At 65.8% G+C, this 19,965-nt stretch carries 16 protein-coding genes; 6 read left to right on the top strand and 10 right to left on the bottom strand.

What is annotated here, in order from left to right:
• From J3E61_RS24540 to J3E61_RS24530, 3 genes are all read right to left on the bottom strand, one after another.
• Positions 1-930: an ABC transporter permease subunit gene (locus J3E61_RS24540; protein WP_192720517.1), complete on the bottom strand. Its 930-nt coding sequence runs from the start codon at positions 928-930 to the stop codon at positions 1-3.
• Positions 931-949: 19 nt separating this feature from the next.
• Positions 950-1,867 (bottom strand): transporter substrate-binding domain-containing protein, encoded by a 918-nt coding sequence (locus tag J3E61_RS24535; protein ID WP_210085295.1) that lies wholly within the window; start codon positions 1,865-1,867, stop codon positions 950-952.
• A 111-nt stretch (positions 1,868-1,978) separates the two neighbouring features.
• On the bottom strand, positions 1,979-2,311 hold the full coding sequence (locus tag J3E61_RS24530; RefSeq protein ID WP_210085294.1) for a DUF732 domain-containing protein: 333 nt from the start codon (positions 2,309-2,311) through the stop codon (positions 1,979-1,981).
• Between the two features lie 212 nt (positions 2,312-2,523).
• Here J3E61_RS24530 and J3E61_RS24525 point away from each other — a divergent pair, with 212 nt between their 5' ends.
• The 6 genes from J3E61_RS24525 to J3E61_RS24500 all read left to right on the top strand — a co-directional run bounded on the left by J3E61_RS24525 (position 2,524) and on the right by J3E61_RS24500 (position 9,216).
• Positions 2,524-3,129 (top strand): DUF308 domain-containing protein, encoded by a 606-nt coding sequence (locus J3E61_RS24525; protein ID WP_192720520.1) that lies wholly within the window; start codon positions 2,524-2,526, stop codon positions 3,127-3,129.
• A gap of 101 nt (positions 3,130-3,230) precedes the next feature.
• A complete protein-coding gene (locus tag J3E61_RS24520) occupies positions 3,231-4,697 on the top strand; it encodes a cytochrome ubiquinol oxidase subunit I (protein WP_192720521.1) in 1,467 nt (488 codons plus the stop codon).
• 12 nt (positions 4,698-4,709) lie between these two features.
• Positions 4,710-5,750: a cytochrome d ubiquinol oxidase subunit II gene (gene cydB / locus J3E61_RS24515; protein WP_210085293.1), complete on the top strand. Its 1,041-nt coding sequence runs from the start codon at positions 4,710-4,712 to the stop codon at positions 5,748-5,750.
• 23 nt (positions 5,751-5,773) lie between these two features.
• The gene (locus J3E61_RS24510) at positions 5,774-7,252 is read left to right on the top strand and encodes an ATP-binding cassette domain-containing protein (RefSeq protein WP_210085681.1); all 1,479 of its coding nucleotides are present in this window, start codon (positions 5,774-5,776) and stop codon (positions 7,250-7,252) included.
• Positions 7,245-8,720 (top strand): ATP-binding cassette domain-containing protein, encoded by a 1,476-nt coding sequence (locus J3E61_RS24505; RefSeq protein WP_210085292.1) that lies wholly within the window; start codon positions 7,245-7,247, stop codon positions 8,718-8,720. The genes J3E61_RS24510 and J3E61_RS24505 overlap by 8 nt, the downstream gene beginning before the upstream one ends.
• A 10-nt stretch (positions 8,721-8,730) precedes the next feature.
• The gene (locus J3E61_RS24500) at positions 8,731-9,216 is read left to right on the top strand and encodes a DUF4190 domain-containing protein (protein ID WP_192720524.1); all 486 of its coding nucleotides are present in this window, start codon (positions 8,731-8,733) and stop codon (positions 9,214-9,216) included.
• On the opposite strand, the gene J3E61_RS24495 is transcribed toward J3E61_RS24500, so the two are convergent.
• The 7 genes from J3E61_RS24495 to J3E61_RS24465 all read right to left on the bottom strand — a co-directional run bounded on the left by J3E61_RS24495 (position 9,213) and on the right by J3E61_RS24465 (position 19,915).
• Positions 9,213-10,610, bottom strand: coding sequence for a DUF2156 domain-containing protein (locus J3E61_RS24495; RefSeq protein ID WP_210085291.1), 1,398 nt, complete (start codon positions 10,608-10,610; stop codon positions 9,213-9,215). The two genes, J3E61_RS24500 and J3E61_RS24495, sit on opposite strands and share 4 nt — an antisense overlap.
• Before the next feature lie 18 nt (positions 10,611-10,628).
• The gene (locus J3E61_RS24490; protein WP_210085290.1) at positions 10,629-11,498 is read right to left on the bottom strand and encodes an acyl-CoA thioesterase II; all 870 of its coding nucleotides are present in this window, start codon (positions 11,496-11,498) and stop codon (positions 10,629-10,631) included.
• 19 nt (positions 11,499-11,517) lie between these two features.
• Positions 11,518-12,936, bottom strand: a complete 1,419-nt coding sequence (gene pyk, locus J3E61_RS24485) for a pyruvate kinase (protein ID WP_192720527.1) — start codon at positions 12,934-12,936, stop codon at positions 11,518-11,520.
• Positions 12,937-12,963: 27 nt separating this feature from the next.
• Positions 12,964-14,472, bottom strand: coding sequence for a glutamate synthase subunit beta (locus tag J3E61_RS24480; protein ID WP_210085289.1), 1,509 nt, complete (start codon positions 14,470-14,472; stop codon positions 12,964-12,966).
• Positions 14,465-18,991 carry a glutamate synthase large subunit gene (gltB, locus tag J3E61_RS24475; protein WP_210085288.1) on the bottom strand — a complete coding sequence of 1,509 codons (4,527 nt, stop codon included), beginning with the start codon at positions 18,989-18,991 and terminating at the stop codon, positions 14,465-14,467. The genes J3E61_RS24480 and gltB overlap by 8 nt, the downstream gene beginning before the upstream one ends.
• Positions 18,992-19,074: 83 nt before the next feature.
• Positions 19,075-19,482, bottom strand: a complete 408-nt coding sequence (locus J3E61_RS24470) for a DUF2752 domain-containing protein (RefSeq protein ID WP_192720530.1) — start codon at positions 19,480-19,482, stop codon at positions 19,075-19,077.
• On the bottom strand, positions 19,472-19,915 hold the full coding sequence (locus J3E61_RS24465; RefSeq protein WP_210085287.1) for a TM2 domain-containing protein: 444 nt from the start codon (positions 19,913-19,915) through the stop codon (positions 19,472-19,474). Before J3E61_RS24465 ends, J3E61_RS24470 begins: the two co-directional genes overlap by 11 nt.
• Positions 19,916-19,965: the final 50 nt, after the last annotated feature.

Here is a 19,965-nt window from a genome sequence, read left to right as displayed (position 1 = left end):
TCATGGATGCGGCTCTCCAATCATCTGTGCATTGGCCAGTGCCTCAAGCTGTTTGGTGGTGAGCTTCCGGCTTGCCCCGCGTGAGTAGTACCGCTCCAGGTAGAACTGGCCGACCATCAAAATGCTGGTGACAATCAGATACCAGGTCGCAGCCACCAGCGCGAGCGGGACGGGCTCGAATGTCCTGGCGGCGATTTCGCGGGTGGCGATGCTGTACAGGTCGAACGCGTAGGGCACGGCGGTGACCAACGATGTTGTCTTCAACATGCTGATGACCTCGTTGCCGGTCGGCGGGATGATGACCCGCATCGCCTGCGGAAGCACCGTGCGCCGCATGGTCATCCCCCACGACATGCCCAGCGCAGTGGAGGCCTCCGTCTGCCCCTCCGGCACGGAACTGATTCCGGCGCGGATGATTTCGGCCATGTAGGCGGCCTCGTTGAGAGCCAAGCCGAGCATCGCGAGGATGAACGGGATGGACAGCGCCTGCAGATTGAGATGAAAAAACGACGGCCCGAACGGGATACCGAGCTGGATGTTCGCATAGATCGTCGGGATCAGGCCCCAGAACGCCAACTGCACGTAAATCGGTGTGCCGCGGAAAATCCACAGGTACACCCATGACACCGACCGGAACACCGGGTTCGGCGACAGCCGCATCACCGCGAGCAGCACGCCGAGCACGATCGCGATCACCATCGAATAGACGGTCAATTGCAGGGTGTTCCAGACCCCCAACATGATCCGGTCGTTGAAGAGGTAGTCCGCGTAGATCGACCACCGGTAGGACGGATTGGTGGCCGCGCCGTAGATGAACAGCGCGGCCAGCACGACGATGACGACCGCCGCCGCCCACCGCCACGGATGTCGTAGCGGGACGGCATCAATCGCAGCCGGGCCGGTGGACGGCGACGAGTCGACAACAGTCATTTCTGCGGCTCCTCGGAACCTAGTTGATCGCGCCGTTGATCACCGGCTTGTCGATGGTGCCCTTCTCGACACCCCAGTTCGCGGCGATCTGCTTGTACTGGCCGTTCTCGATGAGATGCTCGAGCGCCTGCTTGAGCGACTGCGCCAGCGGAGAGCCCTTCTTCACGGGCCAGCCGTACGGCGCCGCGTCAGCGATATCGCCCGCTGCTTCCAGCTTGCCGTTGCTCTGCTTGATCGCGTACAAGGTCACCGGCGAGTCGGCCGACATCGCGTCCGCCTGGCCGAGCACCACTGCGTTGGTGGCCGCGTCCTGGCCGTCGAATTTGATGATGTCGATCGCGGGCTTGCCTGCGTCCGTGCACGCCTTGCTCTTGGCGGGCAACTCCTCGGTTTCCTCGGTCGTGGTCGCCTGCACCGAAACCTTCTTGCCGCACGCGTTCTTGGGATCGATTCCGGCGCCCGGCTTTTGGGCCCACAGAATGCCCGCCGAGAAGTAGGTGACGAAGTCGACCGTCTGCTCGCGCTCCTTGGTGTCGGTGAACGACGACATGCCGACGTTGAAGGTGTCACCCTGGATTGCCGGGATGATCTTCGCGAAGTCCGCTTCGCGGAACTCCGCCTTCAGGCCGAGGGTCGCGGCGATCGCGTTCATCAGATCGACGTCGAAGCCGACGATCTTGCCGCTGGGATCCTTGAACTCGTTTGGCGCATAGGGAATGTTGACGCCGACGATCAGCTTTCCGGACGACTTGATGGCCTCGGGCACGGTGTTTGCGATCGCGTCGACCTTTTCGGCGTTCACCGTCGAGGGGGCCGTCGTGGGTCCCGCCTCTTCGCTCTTACTCGAGCATCCCGACAGCACGAGGGCGCCGGTCGCAGCAAACACCGCCGCGATGCGCCAGAACTTCTTTGGTCCGCTTTGACATCCAGCTGACACGGTTGCCTCTACTTTCTGCTTCGTGGATCCGGCGCGCAGCACCGGTAACGGAACAGTAGTAGAGACCTAACGCGCTGGCAGGAGAACGGAAGCCAGCGACCAAGCTGTGACTCAGCCCCAGGCGCTCGGGCAGTAGGTCGGGACCGCCCCTTGGATGAACGTCTCTGTTTGAGACTCGGTCCAGCCCTGCTCTTTCATCAGGTGGTAGCCGACCTTCCAGGTCGACCCGCCCTGTCGGCCCATGTCGAGGCAGAACTGTTTGGCGGTCCGAATGATGGATGTCTTGTTGTCGAACGGGACGCCCTTGGCGTCGAGGTAATCGAGGAACTTCTGGTCGTACGCCGGGTCGGCATTCGCGGGCGCAATGGATACGGCGCCTGCGACCGCAACGAAAAGGGCCGCGACGAGCGTGCCGGTACTCCGGCGAATCGCCGTGTTCGTCATCCTCACTCCTTGTTTGCCCGCAGGCATTGACCAGCTGTGCTGACGGGAATCGTTCAACTGGACATCGTATCGAACGAAACTATTGTTACCGGAATCTCGAATTCTCGCCATCGTCAAAACCATTTGCACTGAGCCCTCGCGCTAGTTTGCGTTGCGCTGAACAATTGTGGAAAGGCGCGTCAATTTCGCGCCGGTTATGCCACACTTCGGCCATGGAAAGCCCTGCTCCTCCTGCGATGCTGCAGCATCTGTGGAAATCCGCGCTGTTGTCCGGGATTCTCGCCGTGATTCTCGGCATTCTTGTACTTGCCTGGCCAGGCAAGACGATCATCGTTGCGGCGATCTTCTTCGGCGCCTACCTATTGGTCACCGGCTTCGCACAAGTGATATTCGCGTTCGCGTTGCACGTCTCGGCGGGTGGACGGGTGCTGCTGTTCCTGTCCGGCGCGGCGTCGCTGATTCTGGCGGTGTTGTGCTTCCGCAGCCTGGCTGACTCGATCCTGTTGCTGGCAATCTGGGTCGGGGTCGGCTTCATTTTTCGCGGGGTCGCGACGGCAGTGTCGGCGATCAGCGATCCGACCCTGCCGGGCCGCGCATGGGAGATCTTCATCGGCGTGATCAGCCTGATCGCCGGCATCGTGATGCTGGCATCTCCGTTCGAGTCGATCGCGACACTCACCTTCGTCGTCGGCATCTGGCTGATCGTCATCGGAGTGTTCGAGGTGATCTCCGCCTTCGGCATCCGCAGCGCCAGCAAGACGGTCGGCGAAGTCAGGGAGAGGTTGACCACGCCGCCCGAGGCCGAGCCGGCCAGCTAGGCCCATCCGGCTCGGCAAAGCGGGCCATCTGGCCCTATCGATCCAGGCACGAATCACTACTACAATTCGTCGTAGATAGATGCTGAGCCTGGGAGTGGCGCATGGATGCCCTGGACGTTTCGCGGTGGCAGTTCGGTATCACCACCGTCTACCACTTCATCTTCGTCCCGCTCACGATCGGTCTGGCGCCGCTCATCGCGGCCATGCAGACCGCGTGGGTGGTCACCGGCAACACCGGTTGGTACCGCCTGACGCGGTTCTTCGGAAAGTTGTTCCTGATCAACTTCGCCATCGGCGTGGCCACCGGGGTCGTCCAAGAGTTTCAGTTCGGCATGAACTGGAGCGAGTACTCCCGCTTCGTCGGCGACATTTTCGGCGCGCCGCTGGCATTCGAGGGCCTGGTCGCGTTCTTCTTCGAATCGACGTTCATCGGGTTGTGGATCTTCGGCTGGAGCAGGCTGCCCCGCCTGGTCCATCTGGCCTGCATCTGGATCGTCGCGTTTGGGGTCAACGCCTCGGCGTATTTTATCATCGCGGCGAATTCGTTCATGCAGCATCCGGTCGGCGCCACGTTCAATCCCACCACTGGCCGCGCCGAACTGATCGACTTCGGCGCGCTGCTGACCAACAACACCGCAATCTGGGCGTTCCTGCACGCGGTCGCCGGGTCGCTGTTGACCGCAGGCGCCTTCGTGGCCGGAGTGTCCGCGTGGCTGATGGTCCGCTCACGCAAGCAGGCACAGACCGAAGAGGGGACCGACGCGCGAACCATGTACCGGCCCGCAACCATCGTTGGCAGCCTGGTCGCCCTTGCCGCCGCCGGCGGGCTGTTCTTCACCGGCGACTTCCAGGGCAAGCTGATGTTCGTCCAGCAGCCGATGAAGATGGCTTCGGCGGAATCGTTGTGCCACACCGAAACCGATCCGGACTTCTCGGTCCTGACGATCGGCACGCACAACAACTGCGACAGCGTCACACACGTGATAGAGGTGCCCTACGTGCTGCCCTTCCTCGCGGAGAGCAAGTTCGACGGCGTCACACTTCAAGGGGTCAAGGATCTTCAGCAGTCGTACCAGCAGAAGTTCGGGCCAGGCGACTACCGCCCGAACCTGTTCGTCACCTACTGGGCCTTCCGCGCGATGATCGGATTCCTGTTGGTCCCGGTGGCGTTCGCACTGCTGGCCCTCTGGCTGACACGTCGTGGCCGGATTCCCGACCAGCGGTGGTTCGGCTGGTTCGCGCTGTTGACCATTCCCACACCGTTCCTTGCCAATTCGTCTGGGTGGGTGTTCACCGAGATGGGCAGACAGCCATGGGTTGTCGCGCCTAATCCGACCGGCGACCAGATGGTGCGGATGATGGTGCAGCAGGGCGTGTCCGATCACTCGGCGGGCATGGTGCTCTTCTCGCTGGCCGTCTTCACCCTGCTGTATGGCGTGCTGGCGGTGATCTGGTTCGGGTTGCTGCGTCGTTACGTGGTCGAGGGACCGCTCGAGCACGACTCCGAACCCGCCCCGCCCGCACCGCCGGAATCCGACGACGTGGCCCCCCTGTCGTTCGCGTACTGAGAGGAGTGGATCGTGGGACTTCAACAACTGTGGTTCTTCCTCATCGCGGCGCTGTTCCTCGGCTTCCTGGTGCTCGAGGGCTTCGACTTCGGGGTCGGGATGCTGATGGCGCCGCTGGGGGCGACGGGCGAGGGCGAACCCGAAAACCGCAGGCGCGCAGTGTTGAACACCATCGGCCCGGTGTGGGATGCCAACGAAGTTTGGCTGATCACCGCGGGCGCGGCGATGTTCGCGGCGTTCCCCAATTGGTATGCGACGATGTTCTCTGCCCTCTACTTGCCGCTGCTGGCGATCCTTTTCGGGATGATCCTGCGCATCGTCGGCATCGAGTGGCGCGGCAAGATAGAGGACCCCACGTGGCGATCGCGCGCCGATACGGGTATTGCGCTCGGATCATGGCTGCCCGCGATCCTATGGGGCGTCGCATTCGCAATCCTGCTGCGCGGCTTGCCGATTGACGCCGAGCACCGCGTCCACCTGTCCATCGGTGACGTGCTCAACCCGTACACGCTGCTCGGCGGTCTCGCGACCGCATCGCTGTTCGCCTTCTATGGGGCCGTGTTCATCGCGTTGAAAACCGCGGGACCCGTGCGCGACGACGCATTCCGATTCGCGCGTGTGCTGTCACTGCCTGCGATTGTGTTGGCCGGTGGCTTCGGGCTGTGGACACAGCTCGCCCACGGCAAGCCGTGGACCTGGCTGCCGCTCGGCGTCGCGGTCGTCGCGCTGTTGATCGCTGTCGCATTGATGTGGGCGCGGCGCAGGGAGGGCTTGGCGTTCGTGTCGACGGTCATCGTGATCGCGGCCGTCGCGGTACTGGTGTTCGGTTCGATGTATCCAAACCTGTTGCCGTCCACGCTGAATCCGCAGTGGAGCGTGACGATCTACAACGGGTCGTCCACTGCGTACACGCTGAAGATCATGTCGTGGGCGTCGCTGACGTTGCTCCCGCTGGTGATGATCTACCAGGGCTGGACGTATTGGGTGTTTCGCCGCCGGATCACCGCCGACGCCATACCGGCATCCATCGGGCTGGCGAGGCGGTCGAGCTGAACCTACTGCAGGCTTCCACCGCGATGCGGCGCTTCCTTGCCGCATCGGTGGTCTGCGGTGTGGTGATCAGCGGCGCCGCCATCGCCTCCGCCGTGGTGCTGGCGCACATCGTCGCCGGCGTGATCACCGACCCGGCCTCGCGCACCGTCGCGCATTGGGCCGATGCCATCTGGATCCTGGTCGCGCTCTGGGTGATCCGCGCCGGGGCGCAGTGGCTGCAGGGCCGGCTGTCCCAGCGGGGTGCCACGGCGGTGATAGGCGAACTGGGGGGCGAGGTGTTGCGCAAGGTGACCGCGCTGCCACCTCGGCAACTCGCGGCACAGCGTGATTCCGCTGCCGCGCTGATCACCAGGGGGCTGGACGGGTTGCGACCGTATTTCACCTCGTACCTGCCCTCGCTGTTCCTCGCGGGCATTCTCACCCCGGCCGCGGTAGTGGTCATCGCGGTTTACGACTGGCGATCCGCGGTCGTCGTCGTGATCGCGCTCCCCCTCATCCCGATCTTCATGGTGCTCATCGGGCTGCTCACCCGCGACCGGTCCGCGGCAGCACTGGCCGCGATGACCACACTGCAGTCACGGCTGCTGGATCTGGTGGCGGGCATTCCGACACTGCGGGCACTGGGCCGGGTGGGCGGCTCCGCGCAACGGATCGCCGAACTCGGTGCGGCCCATCGCCGCTCGGCGATGTCCACGCTGCGCATCGCGTTCCTGTCGGCGCTGGTGCTCGAGCTGCTGGCCACGCTCGGCGTCGCGCTCGTCGCGGTGGCGGTTGGCTTGCGCCTCGTGTTCGGCGATATGACGCTGGCGGCCGGCCTCACGGCGCTACTGCTGGCGCCGGAGGTGTTCTGGCCGCTGCGCCGCGTTGGCATGGAGTTCCACGCGGCACAGGACGGAAAGGTCGCTGCTGACAAGGCTTTTGAGCTACTCGAGGCCACCTCGCCGGCACCGGCAAATGCACCCGCACTGGAGGTCGAGCTCGAGCCGGGCCTGGTGACCGTGTTGACAGGACCGAACGGCGTCGGCAAGACGACGCTGTTGCAGCACATGCTCGGCCTCGATTCGCCGCAACCGCAGCCATGGTGGGGCCAGGTCGCGTGGCTCGCCCAGCGTCCCGTCCTGGTGCCGGGCAGCATCCGGGACAACCTTCAGCTGTTCGGACCGTTGATCGATCTCGACAAAGCCTGCCGCGCCGCAGGTTTCGATCAGGTTCTGGCGGTGCTGCCGGACGGATTGGATACCGTGATCGGCCGCGGAGGGGTCGGTCTCTCACTTGGCCAACGCCAGCGCCTCGGCCTGGCACGCGTCTTCGGGTCCAGCGCATCGGTGTTGCTCCTCGATGAGCCGACCTCGCACCTGGACGCAGCGTTGGAGGCCCGGGTGCTGCAGGAGATCGTGGCGCGCGCACGGGCGGGAGCGGCGGTACTGGTTGTCGGCCACCGCGACCCGGTGCTGGCCATCGGCGACCGGGTCGTACACATGGGGAGCTTGGTCGATGCGTGAGCTGTTGCGCCCCCGACTGCCGCGGCTGTTGCTGGCCGTGGCACTGGGCGTGCTGTCGCTGGGCAGCGCGCTGGCGTTGACGGGCGTCTCGGCCTGGCTGATCACCAGGGCGTGGCAGATGCCGCCCGTGCTCGACCTGTCGGTGGCGGTGGTCGCGGTGCGCGCACTGGGTATCACGCGCGGTGTGCTCGGTTATTGCCAGCGACTGGCGACGCACGACACCGCGCTTCGGGCCGCCGCCGACACCCGCGAAACCCTGTACCGCAGGCTCGCGGAGGCGCCTGCCGAGGTCGCGATGCGGCTACCCAGCGGGGATCTGGTGGCCCGCATCGGCGCGTCGGTCGACGAACTCGCCGACGTGCTGGTGCGTGCGGTGTTGCCGATCGCGGTCGCTGCGGTGCTCTCGGTGGCGGCAGTGGCCGCGATCGCGGTCATCTCCCCCGCCGCCGCGGTTATCCTCGCCGTCTGCCTTGTCATCGCGGGGGTGATCGCGCCGTGGCTGTCCGCCCGCGCCGCCTCTGCCGCCGAAGATATTGCGGCCCAACATCATTCCGGTCGCGACGTAGCTGTCATGCTGGCCCTCGACCACGGGCCCGAGTTGCGGGTCGCCGGCCGCCTTGACGACATCGTCGCCGAAGCCGAGCACCGTTATCGTGCGTGGGGCCGCGCCGCCGATCGAGCGGCTCGGCCCGCGGCCGTGGCCGCCGCCGCGCCGACCGCGGCACTCGGCGTGAGCGTGCTCGGCGCCGTCGTCGCCGCCATCGGGATCGCCAACGAAGTCGCACCGATGACAGTGGCGATACTGATGCTGGTGCCGCTCGCGGCGTTTGAAGCGACCACCGTGTTGCCCGCTGCCGCTGTGCAACTGACCCGCTCGCGGCTCGCGGCCCGGCGGTTACTCGACCTCACCGCGCCTGCTGTCGAGTTGAGGGCGCGGCCGCCCGCGACACCCGTCGCGCTCGAAGCCGGTGACCGGCTGGCGGTAACCGGGCCGAGCGGTTCGGGCAAGACCACTCTATTGCTGGCGATGGCCGAAAATCCTTCGGAAGAAGCATTTTTCGCCGAAGATGCGCATATTTTCGCCACCACCGTGCGCGACAACTTGCTGGTCGCCCGAGGCGATGCCACCGACGAGGAGCTACGAGATGCACTGCAGCGCGTCGGCCTTGGCGATTGGCTGGACGCCCTGCCGGACGGATTGGCCACGGTGCTCGTCGGCGGCGCAGCGGCTGTCTCGGCTGGGCAGCGCAGGCGCCTGCTGCTGGCGCGGGCGCTGACCTGCACGACGCCGACGGTGCTTCTCGACGAACCGACCGAACATCTCGACGCCGCCGACAGTGACCGGCTGCTGAGCGAACTCCTCACCCCCGGCGCGCTTTTCCCCGCCACCCGCACCGTTGTGGTCGCGACTCACCATCTGCCCGCCGACGTTGTCTGTCCCGTGCTCAAACTCAGCTCTGGCGAGTAGCCTCACCGGCATGAGCGAACCGCCGCCACCCCCGCCACCACCGCAGTGGGGTCAGTACCCCAGCAACTATCCCCCGCCGCCACCGCCGCCCTACGCCGGCTACGCCCCTGCGGTCGGGCCCCGCAACGGGCTGGGGGTCGCCGCGTTGGTGGTTGCGATCGTCGGCTTGGTGTTCTGCTGGACGGTGGCGGGCGGCGTCATTCTCGGTGTCGCGGCCATCATCATCGGGTTCGTCGCGCGCGGCCGGGTCAAGCGGGGCGAGGCCACCAACGGCGGCGTCGCGATCGCCGGAATCGTGTTGGGGTTCTTGGCGATCATCGTCTCGCTGGTTTTCATCCCGATCTGGATCGGGATGTTCGACGAGATGGGTGGGTCCAACTACGTCGACTGCCTATCCAAGGCGGGCTCCGACGAGCAGGCGATCCAGAAGTGCGCCGACGAATTCCGGCAACATGTCGAGAATCAGTTCTCGGTGACGCTGACGCCCAGTCCCTAGCTCAGCCGTCGCCGCCTCGGCATGAATTCCAGCGACAGCAGCACGATCAGCAGCGGCAGGATCTGCGTCAGCGACGCCATCACATAGCGGCGATCGCCGAGCGCATGGAATTTGCGCAGATACCGGTAGAGCGATTCGAGCGCAATCAGCGCGTCGCCCAGGTGAATCGCCGTGTAGATCAGGTTCGCGATCTTGCCGCGATGCTTGTCGTTGAAGATCTCGGGGAACGCCGCGAACGCCAACGACAGCCGGTGCGCCCCGTTGTCACGGGCCCAGGCGATCATGTCCACTGACAGGCGCTCGTCGATGCCATTGGGCGCACCGCGGCGCCGCCACGGCACGTCGAGGGATACCTCGCTGCCGTGTCCCGCGGTCGCATATCGGTGAAAGCCCTGCACCCGGCCGTCCCTGTCGCGGGCGATGATCAACTGCACGCCGGGATACCGTCCCTCGAGGGCACCGTCCAGACACATCGAGAAGCCGCGTTCGGTGCGCGCCCCCTTGGGGGAGGCCAGCAGCACATCGGTCAACTCGGCGAGCGTGTCGTCATCGAGGCCCTGCTCGGACACCACCTCGGTGGTCAGCCCGGAGTTCCACGTGCGCTGCACGGCCTGCCGCAGGTTGCGGTACTTGCGGCCGACCATGTCGAACGCGGTCACATCGATGACCACATCGCGCCCGATCGGCACAGCGCGCAGTGACTGGCCCAGCACGGTCGCGTCGGCCCACAGCGCCAACCGTCGTTGGCTGCAGCCCAGCACGACCATGCGCCAGCCGTGGGAGTGACACATCGCGGCGAAGTCGGCGACGAGTTCGGGGTAGCGGGATTCGTCGCCGATCGGATCGCCGCTGACCACGGCATAGCCCATCCGGGTCCGGTATGCGATGGCCGCAGTGCGGTCAGCGTTGAAGTGGTAGCACTTCAAGTCCTGCATCGCGAACGGCGCGAGCGGATCATCGGTCGTCATGTCGACGAGGGCCCAAATCTGGTGCAGGTCAGCCGGATTCGGTCTGGCGCTGGTAGGCCACATCAGCAGCCCGCCTGCCGCGACGATAAATAGGTTGCCGACGAGGTCGAACACCAGCACATGCGCGCCGAGACCGACGATCACCGCGGCCAGAGCCAGCCAGGCGTGTGCCGCCGTAACGGGCCTGCCGAGAAAGATGCCGCGGGCGATCAACGCGACGGCGGACAGCAGCGTCAGCGACCATGCCAGCCGACCCGCGGCATGCCAGTCGCGGTCGTGGTCGCGGGTGAGAAGCAGGATCAGCCAGCAGAACATGGACAGCACCGCAAGCGCGCCGATCCAGCGCGCGGCAGGAGAATCCACGTGGACGACGACACGCTCACGTGCGCGCAGCTTCGGAGCAAAATTGACGTGCGATTCGCTCACAGCAAAAGGTTACGCTCGCTACCTTGCTTTACCCGGGAAATACTTGACGATGCCTTCCTGAACGACGGTGGCCAGCAGTTGGCCCGACCGGTTGAAGAAATGTCCGGTGCCAAGGCCCCGCGAATCCGCCGCCACCGGCGAGGACGTGGAGTAAAGCACCCATTCGTCGAAGTGCACCGGCCGGTGAAACCACACCGAATGGTTGGTGGTCACGGCGAAGATGCGGTCGTAGCCCCACGACAGGCCGTGCGTGGTGATGATCGAGTCGAGCACGGTGGTGTCCGACGAATACACCATCGCGGCGGCGTGCATGACCGGGTCGTCGGGCATCCGCGCGACCGTCCTCATCCAGACCCGGTTGTGTGGGAGCCGCTCGCCCTTGTCGCGCATCACCCACGCCGGGTCGTTGGTGTAGCGCCAGTCGATCGGCCGCAGCGCCTCGACGAAATGCGGCACGACGTCCTCGTATCCCTGCAGCAGATCATCCACCGGCAGTAGCGATTCCGGGTCGGTGAGCACGGGAGGTTCGACGCCGTGTTCGAGCCCTTGCCCGCCGGCCAGGTAGGAGACCATGGCCGTGGTCAACACTTGACCGTCCTGCATCACGTCGACGCGACGGTTGGCGAAGCGACGCTCGTCGCGCAGTCGCACCACATGGAATTCGAGATCCTTCTCCGGATCCCCGCCTGCGATGAAATGCACCGACATCGCGCTCGGCGGAATTTCGTGCTCGAGGCTGCGGCTGGCGGCCACGAAGGCCTGGGCCATCATCTGGCCGCCGAAGGTTCTTATCGGGTTCTTGCTCGGGTGCGAACCGATGAAAAGGTCGCCGTCCTCGCGAGCGAGGTCGAGGATCGCCAGCAGCTCTTTGAAGTCCGCTGTCGACACTCAAAACCTCCTGATCCGACTAGACGTCTTCCTCCCCGATCCTGTGCACGTGGATCAGATTCGTGGAGCCTACTGTGCCGGGCGGAGCGCCTGCGACGATGACCACCAACTCGCCGCGCTTGTAGCGGCCGAGTTCCAGCAGCGACTTGTCCACCTGCCGGATCATGCCGTCGGTGCTGGCGATGTGCGGCACGATGAACGTCTCGGTGCCCCACGTCAGCGCCAACTGGCTGCGGACTTCGGGCAGGGACGTGAACGCCAGCACCGGCAGCGGGGTGTGCAGCCTTGCGAGTCTGCGCACCGTGTCGCCGGATTGGGTGAACGCGACAAGCGCCTTGGCATCCAGCCGCTCACCGATGTCGCGGGCGGCATACGAGATGACGCCGCGCTTGGTGCGTGGCACATGCGCGAGAGGTGGTGCGGCGACGGAGTTCTCCTCCACCGCGGCGATGATGCGCGCCATCGTCTTGACGGCCTCCAGCGGGAACTTGCCAACCGATGTCTCGCCGGAGAGCATCACCGCGTCGGCGCCGTCGAGCACAGCGTTGGCGACGTCGGAGGCCTCGGCCCGGGTCGGCCGGGAGTTCTCGATCATCGACTCCAGCATCTGGGTGGCGACGATGACGGGTTTCGCGTTCTCCCTTGCCATTTGGATCGCACGCTTCTGCACCAGCGGCACTTCTTCGAGCGGCAGTTCGACGCCGAGATCACCGCGAGCGACCATGATCGCATCGAATGCCAGCACGATCGCCTCGAGATTGTCGATGGCTTCGGGCTTTTCGAGCTTGGCGATCACCGGTACCCGCCTGCCGACGCGGTCCATGATCTCGTGGACGAGCTCGATGTCTGCGGGCGAGCGGACGAACGACAGCGCGATCAGGTCGACGCCAAGCCGCAGCGCAAACTCGAGGTCGTCGATGTCCTTGCCCGAAAGCGCGGGGGCCGAGACGTTCATGCCGGGCAGCGACATGCCCTTGTTGTTGCTGACCGGTCCACCTTCGGTGACGGTGCAGACGACGTCGTTTCCGTCGATGCTCTGCACCAGCAGGCCCACGTTGCCGTCATCGACGAGCACGCGGTCGCCGGGTGTGGCGTCCTCGGCCAGTCGCTTGTACGTGGTGGACACCCGGTCGTGGTTGCCTTCGCAATCATCGACGGTGATGCGCACCGTTTCGCCGTTGGCCCAGAAGGTCGGGCCGTCCTTGAAACGGCCGAGGCGGATCTTGGGGCCCTGTAGGTCGGCCATGATGCCGACGGCGTGCCCGGTCAGGTCGGAAGCGGCGCGCACCCGCTTGTAGTTGGCCTCGTGATCGGCGTAATCGCCGTGGCTGAAGTTGAGCCGTGCGACGTCCATCCCTGCCTCGACCAGAGCCCGCAAAGTCTCGTCCGTTGCGGTGGCCGGGCCGAGCGTACAGACGATTTTTCCGCGTCTATTCACGGTTGATGAGCATAGCGGTGAATCGGTTCAGACGACGGCCAGGGGAAGCGCTCCCGGCTTGACAGGTTCGGGCAGATCCGACTCGCCCATCAGGTATGTATCGACGGCGTGCGCGGCGCTGCGACCCTCCGCGATGGCCCACACGATCAGCGACGCGCCGCGGTGCGCGTCACCGCAGACAAACACGCCGGGGGCGGCTGTCTGCCAATCCGAGCCGCACGGCAAAGCCCCGCGCCGGTTCAGTGTCAGACCAAGACCGTCCAGCAGCGGCATGTGCTCGACACCGTCGAAGCCGATGGCAAGCAGCGCCAATTCACAGGGAATCTCAAGCGACTCCCCAACCGGGGTGATGCGTCTGCGACCGTCGTCGTCGCGGTCGACCTTGACCTCCGCGATCTCCATCGCGCGCAGGTGGCCGTGCTCGTCGCCGAGGAATCGCTGCACCGCGACCTCGTAGTGGCGGGCGCCACCCTCGGCGTGCGCGGGCGAGAGCCGGGTGCGCAGCACGATCGGCCACATCGGCCACGGCGAGCGGGACTCGTCTCGGTACTCCGGCGGCTCGGGGTTGTAGTCCAGTTGCGTCACGGACTTGGCGCCCTGCCGGTGCGCGGTGCCCAGGCAGTCGGCACCGGTGTCGCCGCCGCCGATGATCACCACGTGCTTGTCCTTGGCGGACAGCGGGCTCGGCCCGTCGCCCTCGCACTCCTTGTTCGCGGGCACCAGATGCTCCATCGCGAGGTGCACGCCCTTGAGGTGGCGTCCCTCGACGTCGTTGTCCCGACCCCTCAGCGCGCCCACTGCGAGCACTATCGCGTCGTATTGCGCTCTGAGCTGTTCGACCGTGATGTCGACGCCGACTTCGGTTTCGGTGACGAAACGGGTTCCCTCAGCGCGCATTTGGGCCAGCCGCTGGTTCAGCGTGGCCTTCTCCAGCTTGTACTCGGGGATGCCGTAGCGCATCAACCCGCCGATGCGGTCGTCGCGCTCATACACGGTGACGTCGTGGCCGGCCCGCGTGAGTTGTTGTGCGGCAGCAAGTCCCGCCGGCCCGGAACCGACGACCGCGACCTTTTTGCCAGTGGAGATAGCGGCAGGCTCGGGCTCGACGATGCCGTACATCCAGGCGTGATCGGCGATCGTCTGCTCGATCCGCTTGATCGTCACGCTGCCGCCGGTCTGCTCCTCGGCGATGGAGAGCACGCAGGCGGTTTCACACGGCGCGGGGCACAGCCTGCCGGTGAACTCCGGGAAGTTGTTGGTGGCGTGCAGCCGATCGCTCGCTGCATCCCAGCGACCACGGCGGACCAGGTCGTTCCACTCGGGGATCAGGTTGCCGAGCGGACAGCCAGCGGTTCCCGAGTGGCAGAACGGGATTCCGCAGTCCATGCAGCGGCCGGCCTGCTGGGACACCTCGCCTGCGCGCTCGTGGGGATCCTGGCGTTCGTAGACCTCATGCCAGTCACCGACGCGCTCGTCCACGGGTCGCTTGGCGGCTTCGACCCTGGGTATCTTCAGAAAACCGGTTGGGTCAGCCACGGCTGGCCTCCATGATCGCGGTGTCCACGTCCCTGCCCTCCCGCTTGGCCACCAAGGTGGCCTGCAGCACGCGCTGGTAGTCGGTCGGCATGACCTTCGTGAATTGTGCGCTGCGCCTTGGCCAATCGGAGAGCACCGACGTGGCGAGGGTGCTTCCGGTGTAGCCGGCGTGTTTGGCGATCACGTCGTGCAGCCAGGTCAGGTCCTCGGGCTCGAGGCGCTGCAGCTCGACCATCTCGGTGTTGACCTTTCTCGGGTCAAGCCCCAGCACGAACGCGATACCGCCGGACATGCCCGCGGCCATGTTCCGGCCGGTCTTGCCGAGAACCACGACGCGTCCGCCGGTCATGTACTCACAGGCGTGGTCGCCAACCCCTTCGACGACGGTGAGCGCACCGGAGTTGCGCGCGGCGAACCGCTCCCCGACCCGCCCGCGCAGGTACACCTCGCCGGAAGTGGCGCCGAACAGCAACGTATTGCCCGCGATCACGTTGTCCTCGGGCAGGAACAAGACGTCGTCCGGTGGCCGGACGATCACCCGACCGCCCGAAAGACCCTTGCCGACATAATCATTCGCATCGCCGATCAACTCGAGCGTGATGCCTGGCGGCAGGAACGCGCCGATCGACTGGCCCGCCGATCCGGTGAGCGTGACATGAATCGTGTTGTCGGGCAGGCCTTGTGCGCCGTAGCGGCGAGTCACCTCCGAGCCCAGCAGCGTGCCGACGGTGCGGTTGACGTTGCGCACAGGCAGCTCGAGCCTCACCGGGTGAGCGTCCTCGAGGGCGCCCTCGGCGAGCTGGATCAGGGTGCGGTCCAGGGCTTGATCCAGGCCGTGGTCTTGAGTGGTGGTGCGGCGGCGCTGAGGGCCGTCAGGCACGGCGAACACCGGGGTCAGGTCGAGGCCCTGGGTCTTCCAGTGCGCGATGCCCTCGGCGGTGTCGAGCATCTCGGCGTGGCCGATGGCCTCATCGAGGCTGCGGAAGCCCAGCTCGGCCAGATACCGCCGGATGTCCTCGGCGATGAACCGGAAGAAGTTCTCGACGAACTCGGGCTTGCCGTTGAATCTGGCCCGCAGTTCCGGGTTTTGGGTCGCGACGCCGACCGGGCAGGTGTCGAGGTGACACACCCGCATCATGATGCAGCCCGACACCACCAACGGCGCGGTGGCGAAGCCGTACTCCTCGGCACCGAGCAGCGCGGCGACGATCACGTCGCGCGCCGTCCGCATCCCACCGTCGCACTGCACGGTGATGCGGTCACGCAACCCGTTGAGCACCAACGTCTGCTGGGTGTCGGCGAGGCCGATCTCCCATGGCACCCCGGCGTGTTTGAGGCTCGTCAGCGGAGCGGCACCCGTGCCACCGTCGTAGCCCGAGATCAGCACCACGTCCGCATGCGCTTTCGACACGCCCGCGGCGACCGTTCCCACACCGACCGAGCTGACGAGCTTGACATGGATGCGGGCCTCGGAGTTGGCGTTCTTCAGGTCATGGATCAGCTGAGCCAGGTCCTCGATCGAATAGATGTCGTGGTGCGGCGGCGGGCTGATCAGCCCGACGCCTGGCGTCGAGTGCCGGGTCTTGGCGATGTTCGGATACACCTTGAAGCCCGGAAGCTGGCCGCCCTCACCGGGTTTGGCGCCTTGGGCCATCTTGATCTGAATGTCGGTGGCGTTCACCAGGTAGTCGCTGGTGACACCGAAGCGACCACTTGCGACCTGCTTGACGGCGCTGCGGCGCCTCGGGTCATGAAGCCGGTCGACGTCCTCGCCGCCCTCACCGGAGTTCGACCGGCCGCCGAGGTTGTTCATGGCGACGGCCATGGTCTCGTGGGCTTCGGCGGAGATGGAGCCGTAGCTCATCGCGCCGGTGTTGAAGCGGGTGACGATCGATTCGACGGACTCGACCTCCTCCAGCGGGACTGGCGGCCTCACCTTCTTGAAATCGAACAGTCCCCGTAGCGTGCCGCCCTCCTTCGACAGCCGGTTCACCTCGTCGGAGTACTGCTGGAAGACCTCATGCCGGCCGGTGCGCGTGGAATGCTGAAGCAGGAAAACAACTTCCGGGGTGAACAAGTGCAGCTCGCCCTCGCGACGGAACGCGTACTCACCGCCTACTTCGAGGCGACGATGCACCCGCTCGGTCGGGTTCTCCGGATAGGCGCGGCGATGGCGAAGCTTGACTTCCTCCGCGATCACGTCCAGTCCGGCTCCCCCGAGTTGGGTTGGCGTTCCGGTGAAGTACTCGTCGATGACGTCTTTGTTGATGCCGACGGCCTCGAATCCCTGTGCGCCCGTATAGGAGGCGACGGTGGAGATGCCCATCTTGCTCATCACCTTCATCACGCCCTTGCCGAGCGCCTTGAGGTAATTGCGCACGGCGGTGGCGGGTTCGATGCCGGTGAGTTCGCCCTCGCGGATCAGGTCCTCGATGGACTCGAAAGCCAGATACGGGTTGACCGCGGCTGCGCCGAAGCCGATGAGCATCGCGATGTGATGGACCTCGCGGGCGTCACCGCTTTCCACGACGAGCGCGACCGAGGTGCGTTCCTTGGTGCGGACGAGGTGGTGGTGTACCGCAGAGACCGCAAGCAGCGACGGGATCGGCGCTCTGGTGTGGTCGGAGTCGCGGTCGGAGATGACCAGTGTCCGTGCACCTTTGGCGATCGCCTCACATGCCCGGTGCTGCAGTTCCTCCAGCGCATCGGCTAGACCCTCACCGCCGCGTTCCACCTCATACAGTGCCTTCAGCACGGTGGTCCGCAGGCCGGGGTGCTCGTGGTCATCGTTGATGTGGACGATCTTGTTGAGCTCGTCGTTGTCGAGGACGGGCCATCCGAGCACGATCTGGCGACACGACGCGGCGGTCGGTTCGAGCAGGTTCTGCTCGGGGCCCATGACGCGCGCCATGGAGGTGACGATCTCTTCGCGGATCGCGTCGAGCGGCGGGTTGGTCACCTGGGCGAAGAGTTCGACGAAATAGTCGTAGAGCAGCCGCGAGCGTTGGGACAGCACGGCCGTCGGGGTGTCGGTGCCCATCGACCCCAACGGTTCGGCGCCCGATGCCGCCATCGGGGTCAGCAGGATGCGCAGGTCTTCCTCGGAGTAGCCGAACGAGATCTGGCGGCGCACCACCGATTCGTGGTTGGGCTGGACGCGGTGCCGCTCGGGGAGGGTCTTGAGGTCGAGTAGGCCGGCATGCAGCCATTCGCCGTAGGGCTCCTGCTTGCTCAGGTCCTCTTTGATCTCGTCGTCGGAGACGATACGGCCTTGTGCGGTGTCGACGAGGAACATCTTCCCGGGCTGCAGCCGTCCCTTGGCGACGATCTCGGCGGACGGCACGTCGAGCACACCGCTTTCACTGGCCAAGATGATGCGGTCGTCGATGGTTCGCCACCACCGGCCGGGCCGTAATCCGTTGCGGTCCAACACCGCTCCGACGAGCGTGCCGTCGGTGAACGTCACGCAGGCAGGGCCGTCCCACGGTTCCATCAGCGAGGCGTGGAACTGCCAGAACCCACGCTCGGCAGCGTCCATGGTGGTGGCGTTCTCCCACGCCTCGGGGATCATCATCAACACCGCGTGCGGCAGGCTGCGGCCGCCGAGGTGCAGCAGTTCGAGCACCTCGTCGAAGGAGGCCGAATCGGAGGCCTCCGGCGTACAGATCGGCGAGAGCCGGGACAGGTCGCCGGGGATCTGCGAGCTGGCGAGCATGGCCTCGCGGGCATGCATGCGGTTGCGGTTGCCACGCACCGTGTTGATCTCGCCGTTGTGCGCGACGAAGCGGTACGGGTGGGCCAGCGGCCACGACGGGAACGTATTCGTGGAAAAGCGGCTGTGCACGATGGCGATCGCACTGACGCAGCGTTCGTCGCGCAGATCCGGAAAGTATTGGGGCAGTTGCATTGTCGTGAGCATGCCCTTGTAGACGATGGTGCGGCTCGACAGCGACGGGAAGTACACGCCGCTACGCTCGGCGCGTTTGCGCAGTGGGTAGACCCGACGGTCGAGATCAATGCCGCCGACGTCGCCTTCGGGAGCCGAGACGAATAACTGCGCCATGTATGGCATGCAGCTTCGCGCCGTGGCGCCGACCTCGGCGCCGTCGGCGTCGACGGGTACCGTGCGCCAGCCGAGGACACGTAGACCTTCCTCGACGGCGATGGCCTCGACGCCTTCTTGTGCGGCCGCGCGGGCGTCGGCGTCCTGCGGAAGGAAGCAGATGCCCGCGGCGAACGTGTTGGTGCCTGCCTCGGTGACAGCCGGCAGGTCGAAATCGACAACCTCGGTGAGGAGCTCGACGGGCAGCTGGATGAGGATGCCCGCTCCGTCACCGCTGTTGGGTTCGGCGCCTGCGGCTCCGCGGTGTTCGAGGTGTTCCAAAGCGATCAGCCCGTCGGCGACGATGCCGTGCGAGCGGCGACCCTGGATGTCGGCGACCATGGCCACGCCGCAGGAGTCTGATTCGTTTGCTGGGTCGTATAGACCCTGAGGTTTGGGGAATGCCGAATACAGCATCGAGAGGCCCCTCCGCAGTCCGGGAAAATCTTGTCCGGGACTGCACCGGCCCGGTTGGTGATTGTATCAGCGCAGCGGTGGAACTACCCGGCGATAAGCGTCGGGACCAGCGGGAACCCGGGCAGGTTGCGCACCACTGTCCAGGTGATCGCGGCGATGGCGATCACGACGATGACCGGCATCGGCATCAGCTTTTCCCCGCGCCGCCAGCGCACGAGCAGCCAAGCGGCCAGCATCGGCAGACCGACGAGGAGGAAGACGTTGTCGACGATGGCGGCGGCGATGTCGCCGTGCAGCAGGTCGTGAGTCATCCGCAACCCGCCGCAGCCTGGGCAATTCCAACCCGTCAGGGCCTTGAACGGGCAGGTCGGGAACGCGAAGTTCGGGCGGTGCGGATCACCGATGCCGATATAAGCGAGCGCACCCAACGCTGCGGCGCCGGTGCCGAGCGCGCCGTAGCGCCGTCCCCGACTTGTCGCGCTAGGTGCCATCGCGCAGCGGACGGCCCGCTGGGTCGCGGACCTTGTCGGTGAGCATCAACACCGCGTCGATGATGCCCCAGACGATTGCGCCGATGCCGCAGGTGACGATGCCGACAACGAGCTGCGCGATGCCAAGCCCGGTGTAGCCCAGATAGATGCGGCCGATGCCGACGAGCCCGAACAGCCCGAGCAACTGCAGCAGCCCCGCGACGACCTTCGACTTGTCGGACAGCGGCTCGCCGGTCAGCGGGTGGCGGCCGAACGGCGCGGCGGGATCCATGTACGCCTGGGGATACGGCGGCGGGTACTGGCCAGGTGGCGGGGGGTACTGCCCTGGCGGCGGCGGATATTGGCCCGCCGGCGGCGGCACGTAACTCGGCTGCTGCCCAGGCGGCGGGAGCGAACTGCCACTCTCACTGCCACTGAACTGCGGCTCGGTCATGGCATTCAGCATGCCAGAGCGAGACATCCCGTTGTAAGTAAGGAAATCCG

This window comes from Mycobacterium sp. OAE908, from assembly GCF_017872775.1.
GTDB lineage: Bacteria > Actinomycetota > Actinomycetes > Mycobacteriales > Mycobacteriaceae > Mycobacterium.
The sequence above is the reverse complement of the archived record's forward strand: the minus strand, read 5'-3'. Positions and strand labels throughout refer to the sequence as shown.

Coding starts and splice junctions, on each gene's coding strand:
- J3E61_RS24540 (WP_192720517.1), bottom strand. CDS start 930: ATGACTGTTGTCGACTCGTCGCCGTCCACCGGCCCGGCTGCGATTGAT.
- J3E61_RS24530 (WP_210085294.1), bottom strand. CDS start 2,311: ATGACGAACACGGCGATTCGCCGGAGTACCGGCACGCTCGTCGCGGCC.
- J3E61_RS24525 (WP_192720520.1), top strand. CDS start 2,524: ATGGAAAGCCCTGCTCCTCCTGCGATGCTGCAGCATCTGTGGAAATCC.
- J3E61_RS24520 (WP_192720521.1), top strand. CDS start 3,231: ATGGATGCCCTGGACGTTTCGCGGTGGCAGTTCGGTATCACCACCGTC.
- J3E61_RS24510 (WP_210085681.1), top strand. CDS start 5,774: ATGCGGCGCTTCCTTGCCGCATCGGTGGTCTGCGGTGTGGTGATCAGC.
- J3E61_RS24505 (WP_210085292.1), top strand. CDS start 7,245: ATGCGTGAGCTGTTGCGCCCCCGACTGCCGCGGCTGTTGCTGGCCGTG.
- J3E61_RS24500 (WP_192720524.1), top strand. CDS start 8,731: ATGAGCGAACCGCCGCCACCCCCGCCACCACCGCAGTGGGGTCAGTAC.
- gltB (WP_210085288.1), bottom strand. CDS start 18,991: ATGCTGTATTCGGCATTCCCCAAACCTCAGGGTCTATACGACCCAGCA.
- J3E61_RS24470 (WP_192720530.1), bottom strand. CDS start 19,482: ATGGCACCTAGCGCGACAAGTCGGGGACGGCGCTACGGCGCGCTCGGC.
- J3E61_RS24465 (WP_210085287.1), bottom strand. CDS start 19,915: ATGACCGAGCCGCAGTTCAGTGGCAGTGAGAGTGGCAGTTCGCTCCCG.